Annotated in this window: 14 protein-coding genes; 4 read left to right on the top strand and 10 right to left on the bottom strand. The window is 65.9% G+C overall.

Annotated elements, in window-relative coordinates; translation table 11 throughout:
* Positions 1-39: 39 nt before the first annotated feature.
* From I6F21_RS01290 to I6F21_RS01260, 7 genes are all read right to left on the bottom strand, one after another.
* Positions 40-870, bottom strand: coding sequence for an ABC transporter permease (locus I6F21_RS01290; protein ID WP_036013270.1), 831 nt, complete (start codon positions 868-870; stop codon positions 40-42).
* A complete protein-coding gene (locus tag I6F21_RS01285; protein WP_225182683.1) occupies positions 867-2,129 on the bottom strand; it encodes an ABC transporter permease in 1,263 nt (420 codons plus the stop codon). The genes I6F21_RS01290 and I6F21_RS01285 overlap by 4 nt, the downstream gene beginning before the upstream one ends.
* Positions 2,130-2,319: 190 nt before the next feature.
* Complete coding sequence (locus tag I6F21_RS01280) at positions 2,320-3,369, bottom strand: ABC transporter substrate-binding protein (RefSeq protein WP_225182682.1); 1,050 nt, start codon at positions 3,367-3,369, stop codon at positions 2,320-2,322.
* A 64-nt stretch (positions 3,370-3,433) separates the two neighbouring features.
* Complete coding sequence (locus tag I6F21_RS01275) at positions 3,434-4,543, bottom strand: ABC transporter ATP-binding protein (protein ID WP_225182681.1); 1,110 nt, start codon at positions 4,541-4,543, stop codon at positions 3,434-3,436.
* A 330-nt stretch (positions 4,544-4,873) separates the two neighbouring features.
* Positions 4,874-6,442, bottom strand: a complete 1,569-nt coding sequence (locus I6F21_RS01270) for a DUF4403 family protein (protein ID WP_225182680.1) — start codon at positions 6,440-6,442, stop codon at positions 4,874-4,876.
* Between the two features lie 138 nt (positions 6,443-6,580).
* On the bottom strand, positions 6,581-7,219 hold the full coding sequence (locus I6F21_RS01265; protein WP_057026952.1) for a glutaminyl-peptide cyclotransferase: 639 nt from the start codon (positions 7,217-7,219) through the stop codon (positions 6,581-6,583).
* A gap of 29 nt (positions 7,220-7,248) precedes the next feature.
* Positions 7,249-8,469, bottom strand: coding sequence for a helix-turn-helix domain-containing protein (locus I6F21_RS01260; RefSeq protein ID WP_225182679.1), 1,221 nt, complete (start codon positions 8,467-8,469; stop codon positions 7,249-7,251).
* 90 nt (positions 8,470-8,559) lie between these two features.
* On the opposite strand from I6F21_RS01260, the gene I6F21_RS01255 reads away from it, so the two are divergent.
* Entirely contained in the window at positions 8,560-9,354 is a 795-nt protein-coding gene (locus I6F21_RS01255; RefSeq protein WP_036028450.1) for a thioredoxin family protein, read from the top strand.
* Entirely contained in the window at positions 9,351-9,638 is a 288-nt protein-coding gene (locus I6F21_RS01250; RefSeq protein ID WP_036028447.1) for a hypothetical protein, read from the top strand. Before I6F21_RS01255 ends, I6F21_RS01250 begins: the two co-directional genes overlap by 4 nt.
* 89 nt (positions 9,639-9,727) lie before the next feature.
* Here I6F21_RS01250 and I6F21_RS01245 read toward each other — a convergent pair whose 3' ends face one another.
* The 3 genes from I6F21_RS01245 to I6F21_RS01235 all read right to left on the bottom strand — a co-directional run bounded on the left by I6F21_RS01245 (position 9,728) and on the right by I6F21_RS01235 (position 11,505).
* Entirely contained in the window at positions 9,728-10,066 is a 339-nt protein-coding gene (locus tag I6F21_RS01245) for a GIY-YIG nuclease family protein (protein WP_225182678.1), read from the bottom strand.
* Positions 10,067-10,250: 184 nt separating this feature from the next.
* Entirely contained in the window at positions 10,251-10,685 is a 435-nt protein-coding gene (locus I6F21_RS01240; RefSeq protein WP_036028446.1) for a c-type cytochrome, read from the bottom strand.
* A gap of 97 nt (positions 10,686-10,782) precedes the next feature.
* Positions 10,783-11,505, bottom strand: coding sequence for a L,D-transpeptidase (locus I6F21_RS01235; RefSeq protein WP_225182677.1), 723 nt, complete (start codon positions 11,503-11,505; stop codon positions 10,783-10,785).
* 273 nt (positions 11,506-11,778) lie between these two features.
* Here I6F21_RS01235 and I6F21_RS01230 point away from each other — a divergent pair, with 273 nt between their 5' ends.
* Both I6F21_RS01230 and I6F21_RS01225 read left to right on the top strand, forming a co-directional pair.
* Positions 11,779-12,831: a glycosyltransferase family 1 protein gene (locus I6F21_RS01230; protein WP_057026948.1), complete on the top strand. Its 1,053-nt coding sequence runs from the start codon at positions 11,779-11,781 to the stop codon at positions 12,829-12,831.
* A 33-nt stretch (positions 12,832-12,864) separates the two neighbouring features.
* On the top strand, positions 12,865-13,554 hold the full coding sequence (locus I6F21_RS01225; protein ID WP_036003432.1) for a methyltransferase domain-containing protein: 690 nt from the start codon (positions 12,865-12,867) through the stop codon (positions 13,552-13,554).
* Positions 13,555-13,609: the final 55 nt, after the last annotated feature.

Here is a 13,609-nt window from a genome sequence, read left to right as displayed (position 1 = left end):
TCACCGGGCGCGCTGTCGTGTCTTTAACTTCCTGCGTCCTCAACCCCCGCTGCCCTTGAGCCGTTCATTGCGTCGGCGCAGGGCTTCCAGGGTGGCGAGCAAGATGACCGAGACGGTCGTCAAGATCACCGCCGCTGCCGTGATGGTCGGGCTGATGTTCTCGCGGATGCCGCTGAACATCTCGCGCGGCAGGGTGCGCTGCTCGGGACCCGCCATGAACAGCACGATCACCACCTCGTCGAAGCTGGTTGCGAACGCGAACAGCGCGCCTGATGCCAGACCCGGCAGGATCAGCGGCAGGATCACGCGACGGAACGCGTAGATTGGCGAGGCGCCGAGCGAGGCGGCGGCGCGTGCCAGGTTGGTGTCAAAGCTCTGCAGCGTCGCCCCGACCGTGATCACCACGAAGGGCGTCGCCAGCGCGGTGTGGGCCAGGATCAGGCCGAGATAGCTGCCGGTCAGCCCGATCGGCGCGAAGAAGAAGTACAGGCCGACCGCGGTGATGACCCCGGGCACCACCACCGGCGACAGCACGAAGGCCAGCACGAGCGGCTTGAACCGGCTCTTCCACTGCGCCAGCCCCAGCGCGGCCAGCGTGCCGAGGACCATGGACAACAGCGTCGAGGCGACGCCGATGATCACGCTGTTCTTGAGCGAGTTCATCCAGCGCGGCGAATTGACGAAGTCGTCGTACCAGCGCAAGGAAAGGCCCGGCAGCGGATAGGTGAGGTACGAGCTGGAACTGAACGACAGCGGCATGATCGCAAGGATCGGCGCGATCAGGAAGATGAACACCAGCGTGGAGACAACGATAGTCGCGGTCCACGCGATGCGCTGGCTGGGGGTGCGCAAGGAGGAATTGTCGCTCAATTCTTCATCCCTCCCGTGACCTGCTGGCCCTGCACCAGCTTGCCGTAGACGAGAGCGAGCAGAACGGTGGCGAGCAGCAGCACCGCGCCCAGCGCCGAAGCAAGGCCCCAATTGGCCGTCTCGGTCGTGTAGAGGGCGATGAAGTAGCTGATCATCTGGTCGGCGGCGCCGCCGACGAGGGCCGGCGTGATGTAGTAGCCGAGCGCCAGGATGAAGACGAGCAGGCTTCCCGCGCCGATGCCAGGCAGGGTCTGCGGCAGGTAGATCCGTAGGAAGGCGGTGAGGGGCGGTGCTCCGAGCGAAGCGGCGGCACGCATGTAGGCGGGCGAGATCGCCTTCATGCTGCTGTACAGCGGCAGGATCATGAACGGCAGCAGAACGTGGGTCATGGCAACGCAGACGCCGAAGCGGTTGTAGATCAGGCGCAAGGGTGCGTCGATGATGCCGAGCCAGAGCAGACTATCGTTCACGACGCCCTTGCTCTGCAACAGGACGATCCAGGCGCAGGTGCGAACCAGGAGCGACGTCCAGAACGGCAGCAGCACGAAGATCATCAAGAGGTTCGACCGGCCGGGCGGCAGCGTCGCCAGGAGGTAGGCGACCGGAAAGCCGAGAATCAGGCAGAGGGCCGTGACAGCGAGGCTGATGAAAAAGGTGCGGAGGAAAATGTCGCGGTAGATGGCCTGATCCGGTGGTGCGGCGACGATCGCGCCGTCGGCGTTTCGCGTCAGGTCGAGCGCGGCGAGCAGGTAGAAGCCGGTGATCGGGCCGCCGGCGTCCTTGATCGTGGTCCAGGTGGCGCGTTCGCGCCAGGCGGGGTTGATCCTGCCCAGCGTCTCCCTGGCCGTACCGGGCTCAGGCACCGCCTTCAGATTGCGTCCTGTGCTGGTCAGGATCGTGCGGAAGCCGTTCAGCGCGTAGTTGAGCCGTTTGGCCGCAATCGCAAGGGTGCCGGCGGCGCGCGCCGCCAGGATGTCGCTTGCAAGCGCCGCATAGGCGTTTTCATCCGGCAAGTCCTTGCCGTCCCAACTGGCAAGAGCAGCGACCGTTTGCGGCAGGACCTGACGCACCTCCCAGTCCTCGACCGAGCGCCACAGCATGCCGGCGATGGGACCTGCGAAGGTGAAGAGCAGAAACAGCAGAAGCGGCAGGACCAGCGCCAATGCCTTGACCTGGCGTGTCCGCTCCGCACGCCTCAATCGGCGTTTGAGCGGCACCTCAGTCTTGTTATCGGCGCCGAGCGCGGGCGCTGCTGTCATGGAGAAAGCCTCTTGGAGCAGCCTGAGCAAGCGCCTCGTCCTTCGAGACGACCGCTTCGCGGTCTCCTCAGGATGAGGCTCATTGACATTGGTGCCAGTAACGTCGCTGCCACAGACTCAGACCTTCATCCTGAGGGCCCGCCGTAGGCGGGCGTCTCGAAGGATGCGCCACGGGCGAGTTGTTCGCGTGCTATTTCGCGGCCCATTTGTTGAAGCGTTCGGTCAGGCGATCGATGTTCTCGAGCCAGAAGGCCACGTTGATCTCGACCGCGTTCTTGATGTTGTCAGGCGCCGTCGGCAGGTCCTTCAGGACGGCGGGTGCGAGCCGGCCGGCGGCGTCCTTGTTCGACGTCCCGTAAGCAATGTTCTCCGACAGCTTGGACTGGTTCTCCGCCTTGCCTACGAAATCCAGGAACTTGTAGGCCGCATCCTTGTTCGGGCTCCCCTTCAGGATGACCCAGCTGTCGAGGGTGAACAGCGCGCCGTCCCACACCATGCCGAAGTTCTTCTTCTCGTTCTTGTTGGCGGTGTCGATGCGGCCATTGTAGACCGAGGTCATCGCCACCTCGCCGGAGGCGAGCAATTGCGGCGGCTGCGCGCCGGCCTTCCACCAGACGAGGTCGCCCTTGATGGTGTCGAGCTTCTTGAAGGCGCGCTCGATGCCTTCGTCGGTCGCCAGCACCTTGTAGACGTCCTTCGGTGCGACGCCGTCGGCCATGAGGGCGATCTCCAGCGTGGTCTTCGGGCCCTGACGCAGGGCGCGCTTGCCCGGAATCTTCTTGGTGTCGAAGAAGTCGGCCCAGCCTTTCGGGGCCTCCTTCAGCTTGTCCTTGTCGTAGCCGAGCACGAAATCGTAGAGGATGGCGCCGACGCCGCAAGGATTGACCGAAGGCGGGATATAGGCGGCCTCGCCGCCGATCTTGGAATAGTCCAGCTTCTCGAACAGGCCTTCCTCGCAGCCGACCGCGAGCTCATCGCTCTCGACCTGGACGACGTCCCAAGTGGCGGCGCCTCCCTGCACCTTGGCGCGCAGCACGCCGACGCCGCCGTCCCAGGATTCGTCGTTCATCGCGATGCCGGATGCTTTCTTGAACGGCTCGAAATAGACCTTCTTCTGGGCCTCCTGATACGCACCGCCCCACGAGACGACGGTGAGGTCACGCGCCTCCGCGAGATTGGCCAACGCAGCACTGGCGCCCAGTGCCGCGGCGAAACCCAGAGCAATCTTGCGCTTCAGCATGGTCTTCGTTCCTTCTTCATGTGAGTTGCGTTGACATCGAGTGTTCAGCTTTGCCGCCGACGGATCAGACAGGATCGAGGGCGAGGCAGTCCTCCGGGCGGAAAGTGATGAACACGCTTTCGCCGTGTATTAGGCCGTGATGCGCTCCCGACTGAAGCTTGACCATGAACTCGGCGTTGCCGGCCACATCCAGCACGGCCAGCGCGTGGTCGCCGAGATAGATGGTGTTCTGCACTTTTGCCGGCAGCCGGTTCGGTCCCTCACTGGAATTGCCATTGGGAATTATTGCGACACGCTCCGGCCGCACCGACAGGGAGGTCGATGCGCCCGCGCCTGACACGTTGACCGCCCGTGCGGCGACTGTGCCGCCACCGGCCAGCGCGACGCGGCAATAATCCCTTTCGACGGTTTCTACGGTGCCGGCGAGCACATTGTTCTCGCCGATGAAATGGGCGACGAAGCTGTTCACGGGATGCTCATACAGCGCGTGGGGGCGGTCGATCTGTTGCACGATGCCGTCGTTGAATACGGCGATGCGGTCCGACATCGTGAGCGCCTCGCTCTGGTCGTGGGTGACATAGACGACCGTGATGCCCATCGTCTCGTGCAGCTGCTTGATCTCCAGCTGCATCTGCTCCCGCAGCCGCTTGTCCAGTGCGCCCAGGGGCTCGTCCATCAGCACGAGCTGCGGATTGAACACCAGCGCGCGGGCCAGCGCCACGCGTTGCTGCTGACCGCCGGACAATTGCCCGGGCCGCCGGTGCGCAAAAGTTTCCATCTTGATCATGCGCAGCGCCGCGCTGACGCGCTCTTGCGTCTCCGCCTTGCTCGACTTGCGAACCGAGAGCGGGAAGGCGATGTTTTCCGCGATCGTCAGGTGCGGAAACAGCGCGTAGTTCTGGAACACCATGCCGATGTCGCGCCTGTGCGGCGGCACGTTCTTGATCGGCCGCTCGCTGAGGTAGATCTCGCCATGGGTCGGCACCTCGAAGCCGGCCAGCATCATCAGCGTGGTCGTCTTGCCCGATCCCGACGGGCCGAGCAGGGTGATGAATTCGCCCTTCCTGATGTCGAGGTCGAGGTTCTTCACCACGAGATGCTCGCCATCATAGGTCTTCTGAATGCCGGAAAAACGCACCAGCGCCGGCGCAGGCGTGACCATGCCGGCTTCCATGTTGTCCTCGCGGTGTCCCCTACAATGCGCGTGCGAGATTAGCATCCTGCAGCGAGAATGCCAGCGGCGCAAGCGACGAGGAATTGTGCGGGTCCGGCGAGTGGCGGGACAACCGCCTCTGACGGGTGGCGGCGCCTGCACGCACGCCTCGTCCTTCGAGACGGCGCTTGCGCGCCTCCTCAGGATGAGGCTCATCGGCGTCCGTGCTCGTTGCAACAGCTGCCGCGCACTCCGCCCTCATCCTGAGGAGCCCGCCCAAGCGGGCGTCTCGAAGGATGGCCGCAGGGAAGAGCTCTCACATGCGACGGCCCTGCGATGCGCAGGGACGCGCTACATCCCCGACAGCTTCGTCACGAATACGTTCAGCGAGCCGCCGGCTTCCGCGACCACGCGCAGGGTCTTGGAATCGAAGGCGATGTCGGCGAGAGTGAGGCTGTCGATCCTGGCCTCGACCTTGAGGCCGTCCTCGCTCTTCTGGTAGTCGGCGATCGCGGCGGCGATCTTCTCGCGGGCGTTGGCGGCGATCGGCTTCAGATCCAGGGTTGCCTTCTGCAGCAGCGCCTGCTGCATCTGCGGGACGACTGCGCGTGCAGCGGCGCCCAACAGGCCGAACGCGGCCTCGGATTCCACCGCGAGCTGGATGTCGGTGAGCCGCAGCGTCTGTTGCGCCTGGTCGAGCACCGGCCGGCCCCAGATGTGCACATTTGCCTCGGCGCCGAGGCCGAACCAGCTCTTCTTCTCCTTGGCGCGCACCAGAAGTGAGATCAGCAGCTGGTCACCCGACGGGATGACGTTGGCGCTCTTGACGGTGACGTCGACCGGGCCGGAGCCGTCCTCCGGATAGGTGCGGCCGACCATCTGCGCTGCGATCAGCTTGTTGATCTCGGTGAAAGGCACGTCGATCGGCACGCCGATATTCACGCCTGTGCCGGTCGGCGGCACGATCGAGATCTTGTCGGGGAACGGACAGTCCGGCTTGGTCGGCGTCGAGGTCACGCGCGTCTCGGCTTCGAGGCCGAGCAGCAAGGTCACGGCCTGCGCATCGACGCGCGGCTGCGCCGCGATCGCGCGCACCGGCTTCATCTCGAGCCAGAGCGGCGGCAGCGCCGCCGAGGCGCTGGATCCTTGCAGCGGGATCGAGCGGCAGGCCTTGATCCATTGCGCCTTGGCATTCTCGCGCAGGCTGGGATCGTTGCGGATGCGCTCGGAGACGGCGTTGATCTGCTCGCCGACGGTCTTGTCGATCAGCGGCTTGACCTGCGCGGGCACGTTGACCTTGGCGCCGGCGACGTTGAGGTTGGTGTCACCGAGATTGACTTGGGCGCCGAGATTGGGCTCCAGATACCAGGCGGCGGCGAGCTTCGGGCGCGAGGTGACGACGACGTTGCCCTTGATCTCCGCGCTCGCGTTCAGGTTCTTGATGTTGACCGCGCCGATCCGCTTCGCGGCGTCGCCGCCGAGCACGCTGCCGAGCGCATCGCCAAGCGCGCCCGTGGCTTTCGACGACAGCGAGCCGGTCACGTTGAGCTTGCCGGTGAGCGGGGTCGAGATCGTCAGCACGTCCTTGTCGCCGGCTGCCGCCATCGGGCCCCGGACGGCGGACCAGCCGATATCGGCATTCTCCAGGATCTGCGAGATCGGGTTGTCGGCCTTGCCGGCGAAATTGCGCGGCGCGGCCTTCTCGGCCTGCTCGCGGATCGCCGACAGCGCGATGGCGACCGGCGCGATCACGATGGAGCTCTTCGAGGCCGGCGGCAGCGGCGGCAGCTGAGCGACCGGCGGCGCCGAATCCGTCGCGCGTGGCGCCAGCAAGTCCATCGCCTTGAGGCTGATGAAGAACGACGCCGCGAGCACTGCGACGCCGATCAGAATAGTCTTCAGATTCCACGTCAGACGCATCAATCCCCCAAGTCGCCCGGACGGGGATTCTACAGGGCGGGCGAGGAGGGCGCTAGAGCGCACCCGTTGGGTGGAATTGGGGCGAACAGGTTACGGATTGTGACGCGCCGTCGGCGTGCCGTCACGCCAGACGCATGATTAGCTTTGCCGCGGGCGCCGGACCGCTCTCACCTTGCCGCGATTGCCTCCGCCGCAGAAGAAACGGTCACCGCCGTCCGATTCCAGGCCTGACACGATCGTGCCGGCGGGCATGTCGATCTGCTCGATCACTTGTCCCGTTTCCGGGTCGATCCGACGCAAATCGCTCTGTTCGTTCTCCCAGGTGCCGTGCCAGAGCTCGCCGTCCACCCAGGTCACCCCAGTCACGAAGCGCTTGCTCTCGATGGTGCGGAGGATCTTCCCCGTTTCGGGGTCAATTTGATGGATCTTGCGCTCGCGATATTGCCCGACCCAGAGCGAGCCCTCGGCCCAGGCGAGGCCGGAATCGCCGCCGCCGCCGGGCGCCGGAATGGTGCCGAGCACCTTGCCCGAGGCCGCATCGATCTTCTGGATGCGGTCCTCGGCGATCTGGAACAGGTGCCGTCCGTCGAACGCCGTTCCCGCATGCGCGGCGACGTCGATGGAGCGCGCGATCCTGCCGTCGGCCGGATCGAGCGCGTTCAACTTGTCGCCGGAAGCGAACCAGACGCGCGTGCCGTCATAGGTGACGCCATGCACGGCCTCGACGCCTGGAAAGGGTCCATACTCCGTGACGATCTCGGCGGCTGAACGTTTCATGTGCTTGCTCCCTGTGCTTAACGCGCATCCTACGTCTTCAGGAGCGGCGTGGGGAGTAACAAGCCTGTCGGGAAACCCGGAACGGGCGGCGTCATCCAGCGGCGCGCCCGTCCGTGTCCGAACGACTGCACCTTGCCCGACCGCGCCAGCTCCTCGAGCGCGCGCTGCACGGTGCGCGGACTGATGCGAAGCGCAAGCGCGAGCGCCGAGCTCGACCATGGCTCGCCGTCGGTAAGAAAGGCGAGGACGGCGGCGTGCTTCTCCTCAACGGGCCGCGCCAGCACGAGGACGTCGCGCGTCTTCCGCGGCGCCAGCACGAAGCCCTGCTTCGTCGCGCTGATATCGGCCAGCGGCGCGAGCTTGGTGCGGAGTCGTCCGATCTCGACGCGCAGGCGCGCGCGGTGCGATTCGTCGGCGTGCCTGGCTTGAAAGGCGCCGGATATCAGCGTCTCGCGCGAGACATCCGCAGGCCATGCCTGCGCCAGGAGACGCGCGAGCGCGAACAGCACGGGACGCGTTCCAAGCGACACCGCGACGCCTTGCCTCCGCACGACGTGATGGAAGGTATCGACGACGAGCGCCGTCGAGGTCGCCAGACGTTCGACCTCTCCCAGCAACAGCGGATGTTCGCTGCCGCGGGCGATCAGGCGTGCTGCCGGCGTGTCGAGGATCAGGCTCGCGCTGTCGACCTCGGCCACGAGCGCCGGAATGGCTGCAAGGCGCGCCGCGTGAGCCGCGCGGCCGAGCGCTGTGCGCGCGTCGTTCGTTCTGAGCCGCCTGATGGCGATGCCGGCGAGCACGAGCTCGCGGACGACCTGCGACGCGGGCGGGAGCATGGCGGGACGGACTTCGGCGAGGGTGCGCTCGGCCTCGTCGAGGCGCCCGACCAGAAGCAGGCGGCGGGCCTCGACATGGCCCGCATGGGCGGCATTGACGAGATCGCCGTGCTGTTCGAGCGTCGCGCGTGCCGCCGCGAGCGTCTTCACCGGCCAGTTCAGATCGCGTGAGACCAGCGCGATCTCGGCTTCGGCCACCAGGCATCTTGCGCGTGCCACCGCCTCGCGCGGACCGAAGGCACGCGCGGCGGTGCGCAGCAGCGACTTGGCCTTGGCGAGATCGCCGAGCTGCGCCATCGCGATGCCGCGCAGCGCCAGCGACGGCGCATCGTTGCGCAGCGCGACGCGGTTCAAGGCGCCGAGCGGATCGCCGGCCTCTAACGCGCGCGCAGCGGCAGTGATCAGCGATTCCATGTCAATCCCGCCACACTTGTTACTCCCACCGCGCAACCGCTTGGTGCCAGAAGTCGTTGGCAGGACGTCGAGCAAAAGCTTTGGAGAGTCATGATGACATCAGCAGAAAAAGCAGGAACCAACGGAAAGACCGCCATGCAGACACCGCCGGTGGTGTCGCCGCAGGACTGGGAGGCGGCCCGTCTGCAGCTGCTCGTGAAGGAGAAGGCGCATACCCGTGCCCGCGACGCCCTGGCCGCCGAGCGGCGCCGCATGCCGTGGATGGCTGTCGACAAAACCTATGCGTTCGAGGGGCCCGGCGGCAAGCTCAGTCTGCACGACCTGTTCCAGGGCCGGCGGCAGCTGATCGTCTATCGCGCCTTCTTCGAGCCCGGCGTGTTCGGCTGGCCCGATCAGGCCTGCCGCGGCTGCTCCATGGTGGCCGACCAGGTCGCCCATGTCTCGCATTTGAATGCCCGCGACACCACGCTGGTGTTCGCCTCGCGCGCGCCGCAAGCCGACATCGTCAGGCTGAAGCAGCGGATGGGCTGGATCATGCCCTGGGTCACCATCACCGACAGCTTCGATGCCGATTTCGGCGTCGACGAATGGCACGGGACGAATGTGTTCTACCGCGACGGGACGCGCATCTTCCGCACCTATTTCGTCAAGAGCCGCGGTGACGAGCAGATGGGCGGGACCTGGAACTATCTCGACATCACCCCGCTCGGCCGCCAGGAGGTGTGGGAAGATTCGCCGGAAGGTTACCCCCAGACCCCGACCTACAAATGGTGGAATTGGCACGACAGCTACACCGAAGGCGCCGCGCCCGACAAGCGATGGGTGGAGATCTCGGACGCCGGCGAGAAAGCCTTCCGCGAGGAGGCCGCGGGAGAGCGGAAATGACCGGTCCGGTCAGCGCGGTCCCCAGCGCCAGCCCCGACGGCGTCGCGGCCGCGCGCCACCTCGCCAGATGGCTGGGGCTGGCGGCCACGCCGACCTTCGCCATCATGGCCGTGCTGACGGCTTTGCCCGGGGGTGGGCCCGCGGAGATGCTGTGCGGCGCCGGGCAGGGCTCTCTGCTCGGCGGGATGGTGCCGATGTATCTCTTGATGAGCGCGTTCCACGCCGCGGCGTGGCTGAGGCTGATGGCGGGGCGCGGTCAGCCGGTAAGCGCGCCGCCGGTGTGAACGCCTCGTCCTTCGAGACGACCGCTCCGCGGTCTCCTCAGGATGAGGCTAATCGACATCGGAGCCGCGGCTAGAGAGCTGCCCCGCACTCAGGCCTCATCCTGAGGGCCCGCCGGAGGCGGGCGTCTCGAAGGATGATGTGATCCTCGCTTTGCCAGCTCATGCAGCCTGGCGAAGTCGCCGCGCATAAACGCTTCCTTCTTCGCGCGGCTCCATTTCTTGAGCTTGCGCTCGCATTCGATTGCGTCGGTGATGCGATCGAACCATTGATAGAAGACCAGAGTGACGGGTCGACGAGACTTTGTGTAGCCCTCGAACGTGCCGGCGTTGTGCTGCGCGACTCTGATCTCGAGCTCGGTGCGGGTCGTGCCGATGTAGTAACTGCCGTCCGCGCATTGGAGAATGTAGAGGTATGCGCCGTCTGTCATCGTGAACGCCTCGTCCTTCGAGACGACCGCTTCGCGGTCTCCTCAGGAAGAGGCTAACTGACGTTCCAGGCTTGCTGCAAGGATGAGGCCGCGCACGCAGCCCTCATCCTGAGGAGCCCGCCGGAGGCGGGCGTCTCGAAGGATGGCCGCACCTCGCAAGCCAATTGCCCCACGGTGGCGCCTTCTATTGCGTTCCGCCCGCCGCTTGCAGATACGCAACCACCTTACCCGCTTCGTCCTTCGAGATGCCGCCATAGGGCTGCATCTTGTGGCCGGACACGACCTCGTCCGGCTTGACCATGAAGCGGGTGAGCTTGTCCTGGTCCCAGGCGAAGCCGGCTTCTTTCATGGACGAGGAGTAATTGTAGTCCGGCAGCGAGCCGGCCTTGCGTCCGACGATCTTGTTGAGATTGGGACCGAGGCGATTGTCGCCTTCCTTCATGGAATGGCAGGTGCGGCAGGAATTGTTGAAAGCCTGCTTGCCGGCGTCGTCAGGCGCGGGTTGCTGCGCGAGCGAGGCGGGCGCGGACACGAGCAGCGTCAGTGCTCCGGCGCCGGCGAGGGCGTGCAGCCATGGGCTTGGCGAGGGTTGCCTTCGTGGTCGCATTTGCGCCTCCATCGGGGATTGCGCCGCAACAGGCGCAACGGGATGTCAGGGCAAACGAAAACGGCCCCGGTGGGTTCCGGGGCCGTTCGCGTTACGTTGTCCTGTCGCTTCAGCGGCTCGCGGCGCCGAGGTCTGCGCGGCGCTCGGTCATCGGCAGCACGATCACCTTGGTGCCGACGTTGACGCGGGAATAGAGGTCGGTGACGTCCTCGTTGGTCATGCGGATGCAGCCGGAGGACACGCGCTTGCCGATGGTTTCGGGGGCGTTGGTGCCGTGGATACGGTAGATGGTGCCGCCGAGATACATGGCGCGCGCGCCGAGCGGATTGCCGGGGCCGCCGGCCATGTGGCGCGGCAGATAGGGCTGGCGGGCGATCATTTCCGGCGGCGGCGTCCAGGCCGGCCACTCGGCCTTGCGGCTCACCGACTGGATTCCGGACCAGGTGAAGCCGTCGCGGCCGACGCCGATACCGTAGCGCAATGCCTGGCCATTGCCGAGCACGTAATAGAGATAGGTGTTGGGCGTATCGATGATGATCGTGCCCGGCGCTTCGCGCGTCGCGTAAGAGACGGTCTGGCGGCGGAAGCGGGCCGGCAGCTCGACCGCGTCCTGATCCTCGGGCTCGGTCTGGTAGGTCGGCGCCTGATAGGGCTGATACGACGGCTGATACGGCTGCAGCGGCTGCGGCGCGGTCATCGGCGGCAGCGGCTGGAAGAACGGGAAGATCTGCACCGGCGCGGCCTTGGCTGCACCTGCAAATGCGATTGCGGAAACCGCGACGGCACTGAGTGCAACGGCGCGCGAAAACGTCTTCGTGTCCAGATTGAACATGTGATCGCCCCTGTTTGCTCGGTGTTTTGCTCACCGCGGCACCGTTGCGGTGCTCCGTTGCCTGAATTCCTAACGGCAAAACGTTTCGGGACATTTGCGCGGAAAACCGAAAACGGTTTCACGGCGGCAAGAATTGTTTCATGACAGTTTCGTGGCCCCGCCGGCTCGTTAACGAACAAAACAGCGCGCCGACACTTCTGTGACGTCACACGCCTGAAATATCCTTCGTTGATGGTCGATGCCTGAGAATCATCAAACTCTCGGGATTTTCCCATGCGGGTATTAATCGCGACGGACGCCTGGCATCCCCAGGTCAACGGTGTGGTCCGCACCCTGACCTCCCTGGCGAATGCGGCCAAGACCCTCGACGTCGAGATCGACTTCCTCACCCCCGACGGCTTTCCGTCCTGGCCGCTGCCGACCTATCCGGGCCTGCGCTTTGCGCTGCCTTCGGCGAAGGAGATCGCGCGGCGGATCGAGAAGGCCGCGCCGGAGGCGCTGCATATCGCGACCGAGGGCCCGATCGGCTGGGCGGCGCGCGCCTATTGCCGCCGCAACCGGCTCGCCTTCACCACCTCCTACACGACGCGCTTTCCGGAATACGTCTCGGTGCGGACCGGCATCCCGGCGGGCGTCGGCTATGCGGTGCTGCGCCACTTCCACGATGCCGCCGCCATGACCATGGTTGCGACGCCCTCGCTGCGGCAGGAGCTGTCCGAGCGCGGCTTCAAGCGGCTCGGCTTCTGGACGCGCGGCGTCGACACCGGGCTGTTTCATCCCGACGCTCCGGCACAGCTCGACCTGCCGCGCCCGATCTTCATGACGATGGGGCGCGTGGCGGTGGAGAAGAATCTCGAAGCGTTCCTCTCGCTCGACCTGCCCGGCACCAAGGTCGTGGTCGGCGACGGTCCGCAGAAGGCGGCGCTGGAGAAGAAATATCCGGACGCAGTCTTCCTCGGCGAGAAGAAGGGGGCGGATCTCACCGCCCATCTCGCCGCGGCCGACGTCTTCGTGTTTCCGAGCCTGACCGACACCTTCGGCGTGGTGCAGCTCGAGGCGCTCGCCTGCGGCACGCCGGTTGCGGCGTTTCCGGTGACGGGCCCGAAGGACGTCATTGCCGATCACCCGATCGGCGCGATCGACCACGATCTGCGCACCGCCTGCCTGCGCGCGCTCACGATGTCACGCGAGACCTGCCGCAACTTCGCGCTGGAGCGCTCCTGGGAGAACAGCGCGCGCCAGTTCGTCGGCAACCTCACCTCACTGCAGCCCAGCCGCTCCTTGCGCGCCTCGCCTCGCATGGCGCGGCGGCCGGTGCGCGGCTGACCGTTTATTCGAACCACAGCGAGAACCTCATCGATGGCTAAGATCATGAACCTTGACGGCACCCAGCAGCTCGACCTCACGCGCGGCACGGTCGAGCAGGCCTATGACCGCTGGGCGCCGGTCTACGATCTCGTGTTCGGCGGCGTGTTCGCCAAGGGCCGGCAGGCGGCGATCGCGGCCACCAACAAGATCGGCGGCCGCGTGCTCGAGGTCGGCGTCGGCACCGGCATCTCGCTGCCGCTCTACGCGCCGAACCTGCGCATCTTCGGCACCGACATTTCGGAAGCGATGCTGGACAAGGCGCGCCGCCGCGTGACGGAGCAGAAGCTGAAGAACGTCGAGGGCCTCGCGGTGATGGACGCCGAGAAGCTCGAATTCCCCGATAATTCCTTCGACGTCGTGATGGCGCAATACGTCGTCACCGCCGTGCCGAACCCGGAGAAGGCGCTCGACGAATTCGCCCGCGTGCTGCGTCCGGGCGGCGAATTGATCATCCTCACCCGCGTCAGCGCCGACACCGGCATGCGCCGCTTCATCGAGCAGAAGCTGCAGCCGGTGGTGCGTCCGCTCGGCTTCCGCACCGCCGAGTTCGCCTGGTCGCGCTACGCCAAATGGCTCGCCGGCGCGCACGGCATCGAGCTTGCCGAGCGCCGCTTGATTCCGCCGCTGGGACACTTCTCGCTGGTGCGCTTCCGCAAGGTCGACGTCGCCAAGGCGGCTTGAGCTCACGCGTCGCGTGCGTCATCGCGCCGCTGCACATCGTCACATGACAAAATGA

This window comes from Bradyrhizobium sp. NBAIM03, from assembly GCF_020194055.1.
GTDB classification, from domain to species: Bacteria; Pseudomonadota; Alphaproteobacteria; order Rhizobiales; family Xanthobacteraceae; genus Bradyrhizobium; species Bradyrhizobium yuanmingense.
The sequence above is the reverse complement of the archived record's forward strand: the minus strand, read 5'-3'. Positions and strand labels throughout refer to the sequence as shown.

Coding starts and splice junctions, on each gene's coding strand:
- I6F21_RS01285 (WP_225182683.1), bottom strand. CDS start 2,129: ATGACAGCAGCGCCCGCGCTCGGCGCCGATAACAAGACTGAGGTGCCG.
- I6F21_RS01280 (WP_225182682.1), bottom strand. CDS start 3,369: ATGCTGAAGCGCAAGATTGCTCTGGGTTTCGCCGCGGCACTGGGCGCC.
- I6F21_RS01275 (WP_225182681.1), bottom strand. CDS start 4,543: ATGGAAGCCGGCATGGTCACGCCTGCGCCGGCGCTGGTGCGTTTTTCC.
- I6F21_RS01270 (WP_225182680.1), bottom strand. CDS start 6,442: ATGCGTCTGACGTGGAATCTGAAGACTATTCTGATCGGCGTCGCAGTG.
- I6F21_RS01265 (WP_057026952.1), bottom strand. CDS start 7,219: ATGAAACGTTCAGCCGCCGAGATCGTCACGGAGTATGGACCCTTTCCA.
- I6F21_RS01260 (WP_225182679.1), bottom strand. CDS start 8,469: ATGGAATCGCTGATCACTGCCGCTGCGCGCGCGTTAGAGGCCGGCGAT.
- I6F21_RS01255 (WP_036028450.1), top strand. CDS start 8,560: ATGATGACATCAGCAGAAAAAGCAGGAACCAACGGAAAGACCGCCATG.
- I6F21_RS01250 (WP_036028447.1), top strand. CDS start 9,351: ATGACCGGTCCGGTCAGCGCGGTCCCCAGCGCCAGCCCCGACGGCGTC.
- I6F21_RS01245 (WP_225182678.1), bottom strand. CDS start 10,066: ATGACAGACGGCGCATACCTCTACATTCTCCAATGCGCGGACGGCAGT.
- I6F21_RS01240 (WP_036028446.1), bottom strand. CDS start 10,685: ATGGAGGCGCAAATGCGACCACGAAGGCAACCCTCGCCAAGCCCATGG.
- I6F21_RS01235 (WP_225182677.1), bottom strand. CDS start 11,505: ATGTTCAATCTGGACACGAAGACGTTTTCGCGCGCCGTTGCACTCAGT.
- I6F21_RS01230 (WP_057026948.1), top strand. CDS start 11,779: ATGCGGGTATTAATCGCGACGGACGCCTGGCATCCCCAGGTCAACGGT.
- I6F21_RS01225 (WP_036003432.1), top strand. CDS start 12,865: ATGGCTAAGATCATGAACCTTGACGGCACCCAGCAGCTCGACCTCACG.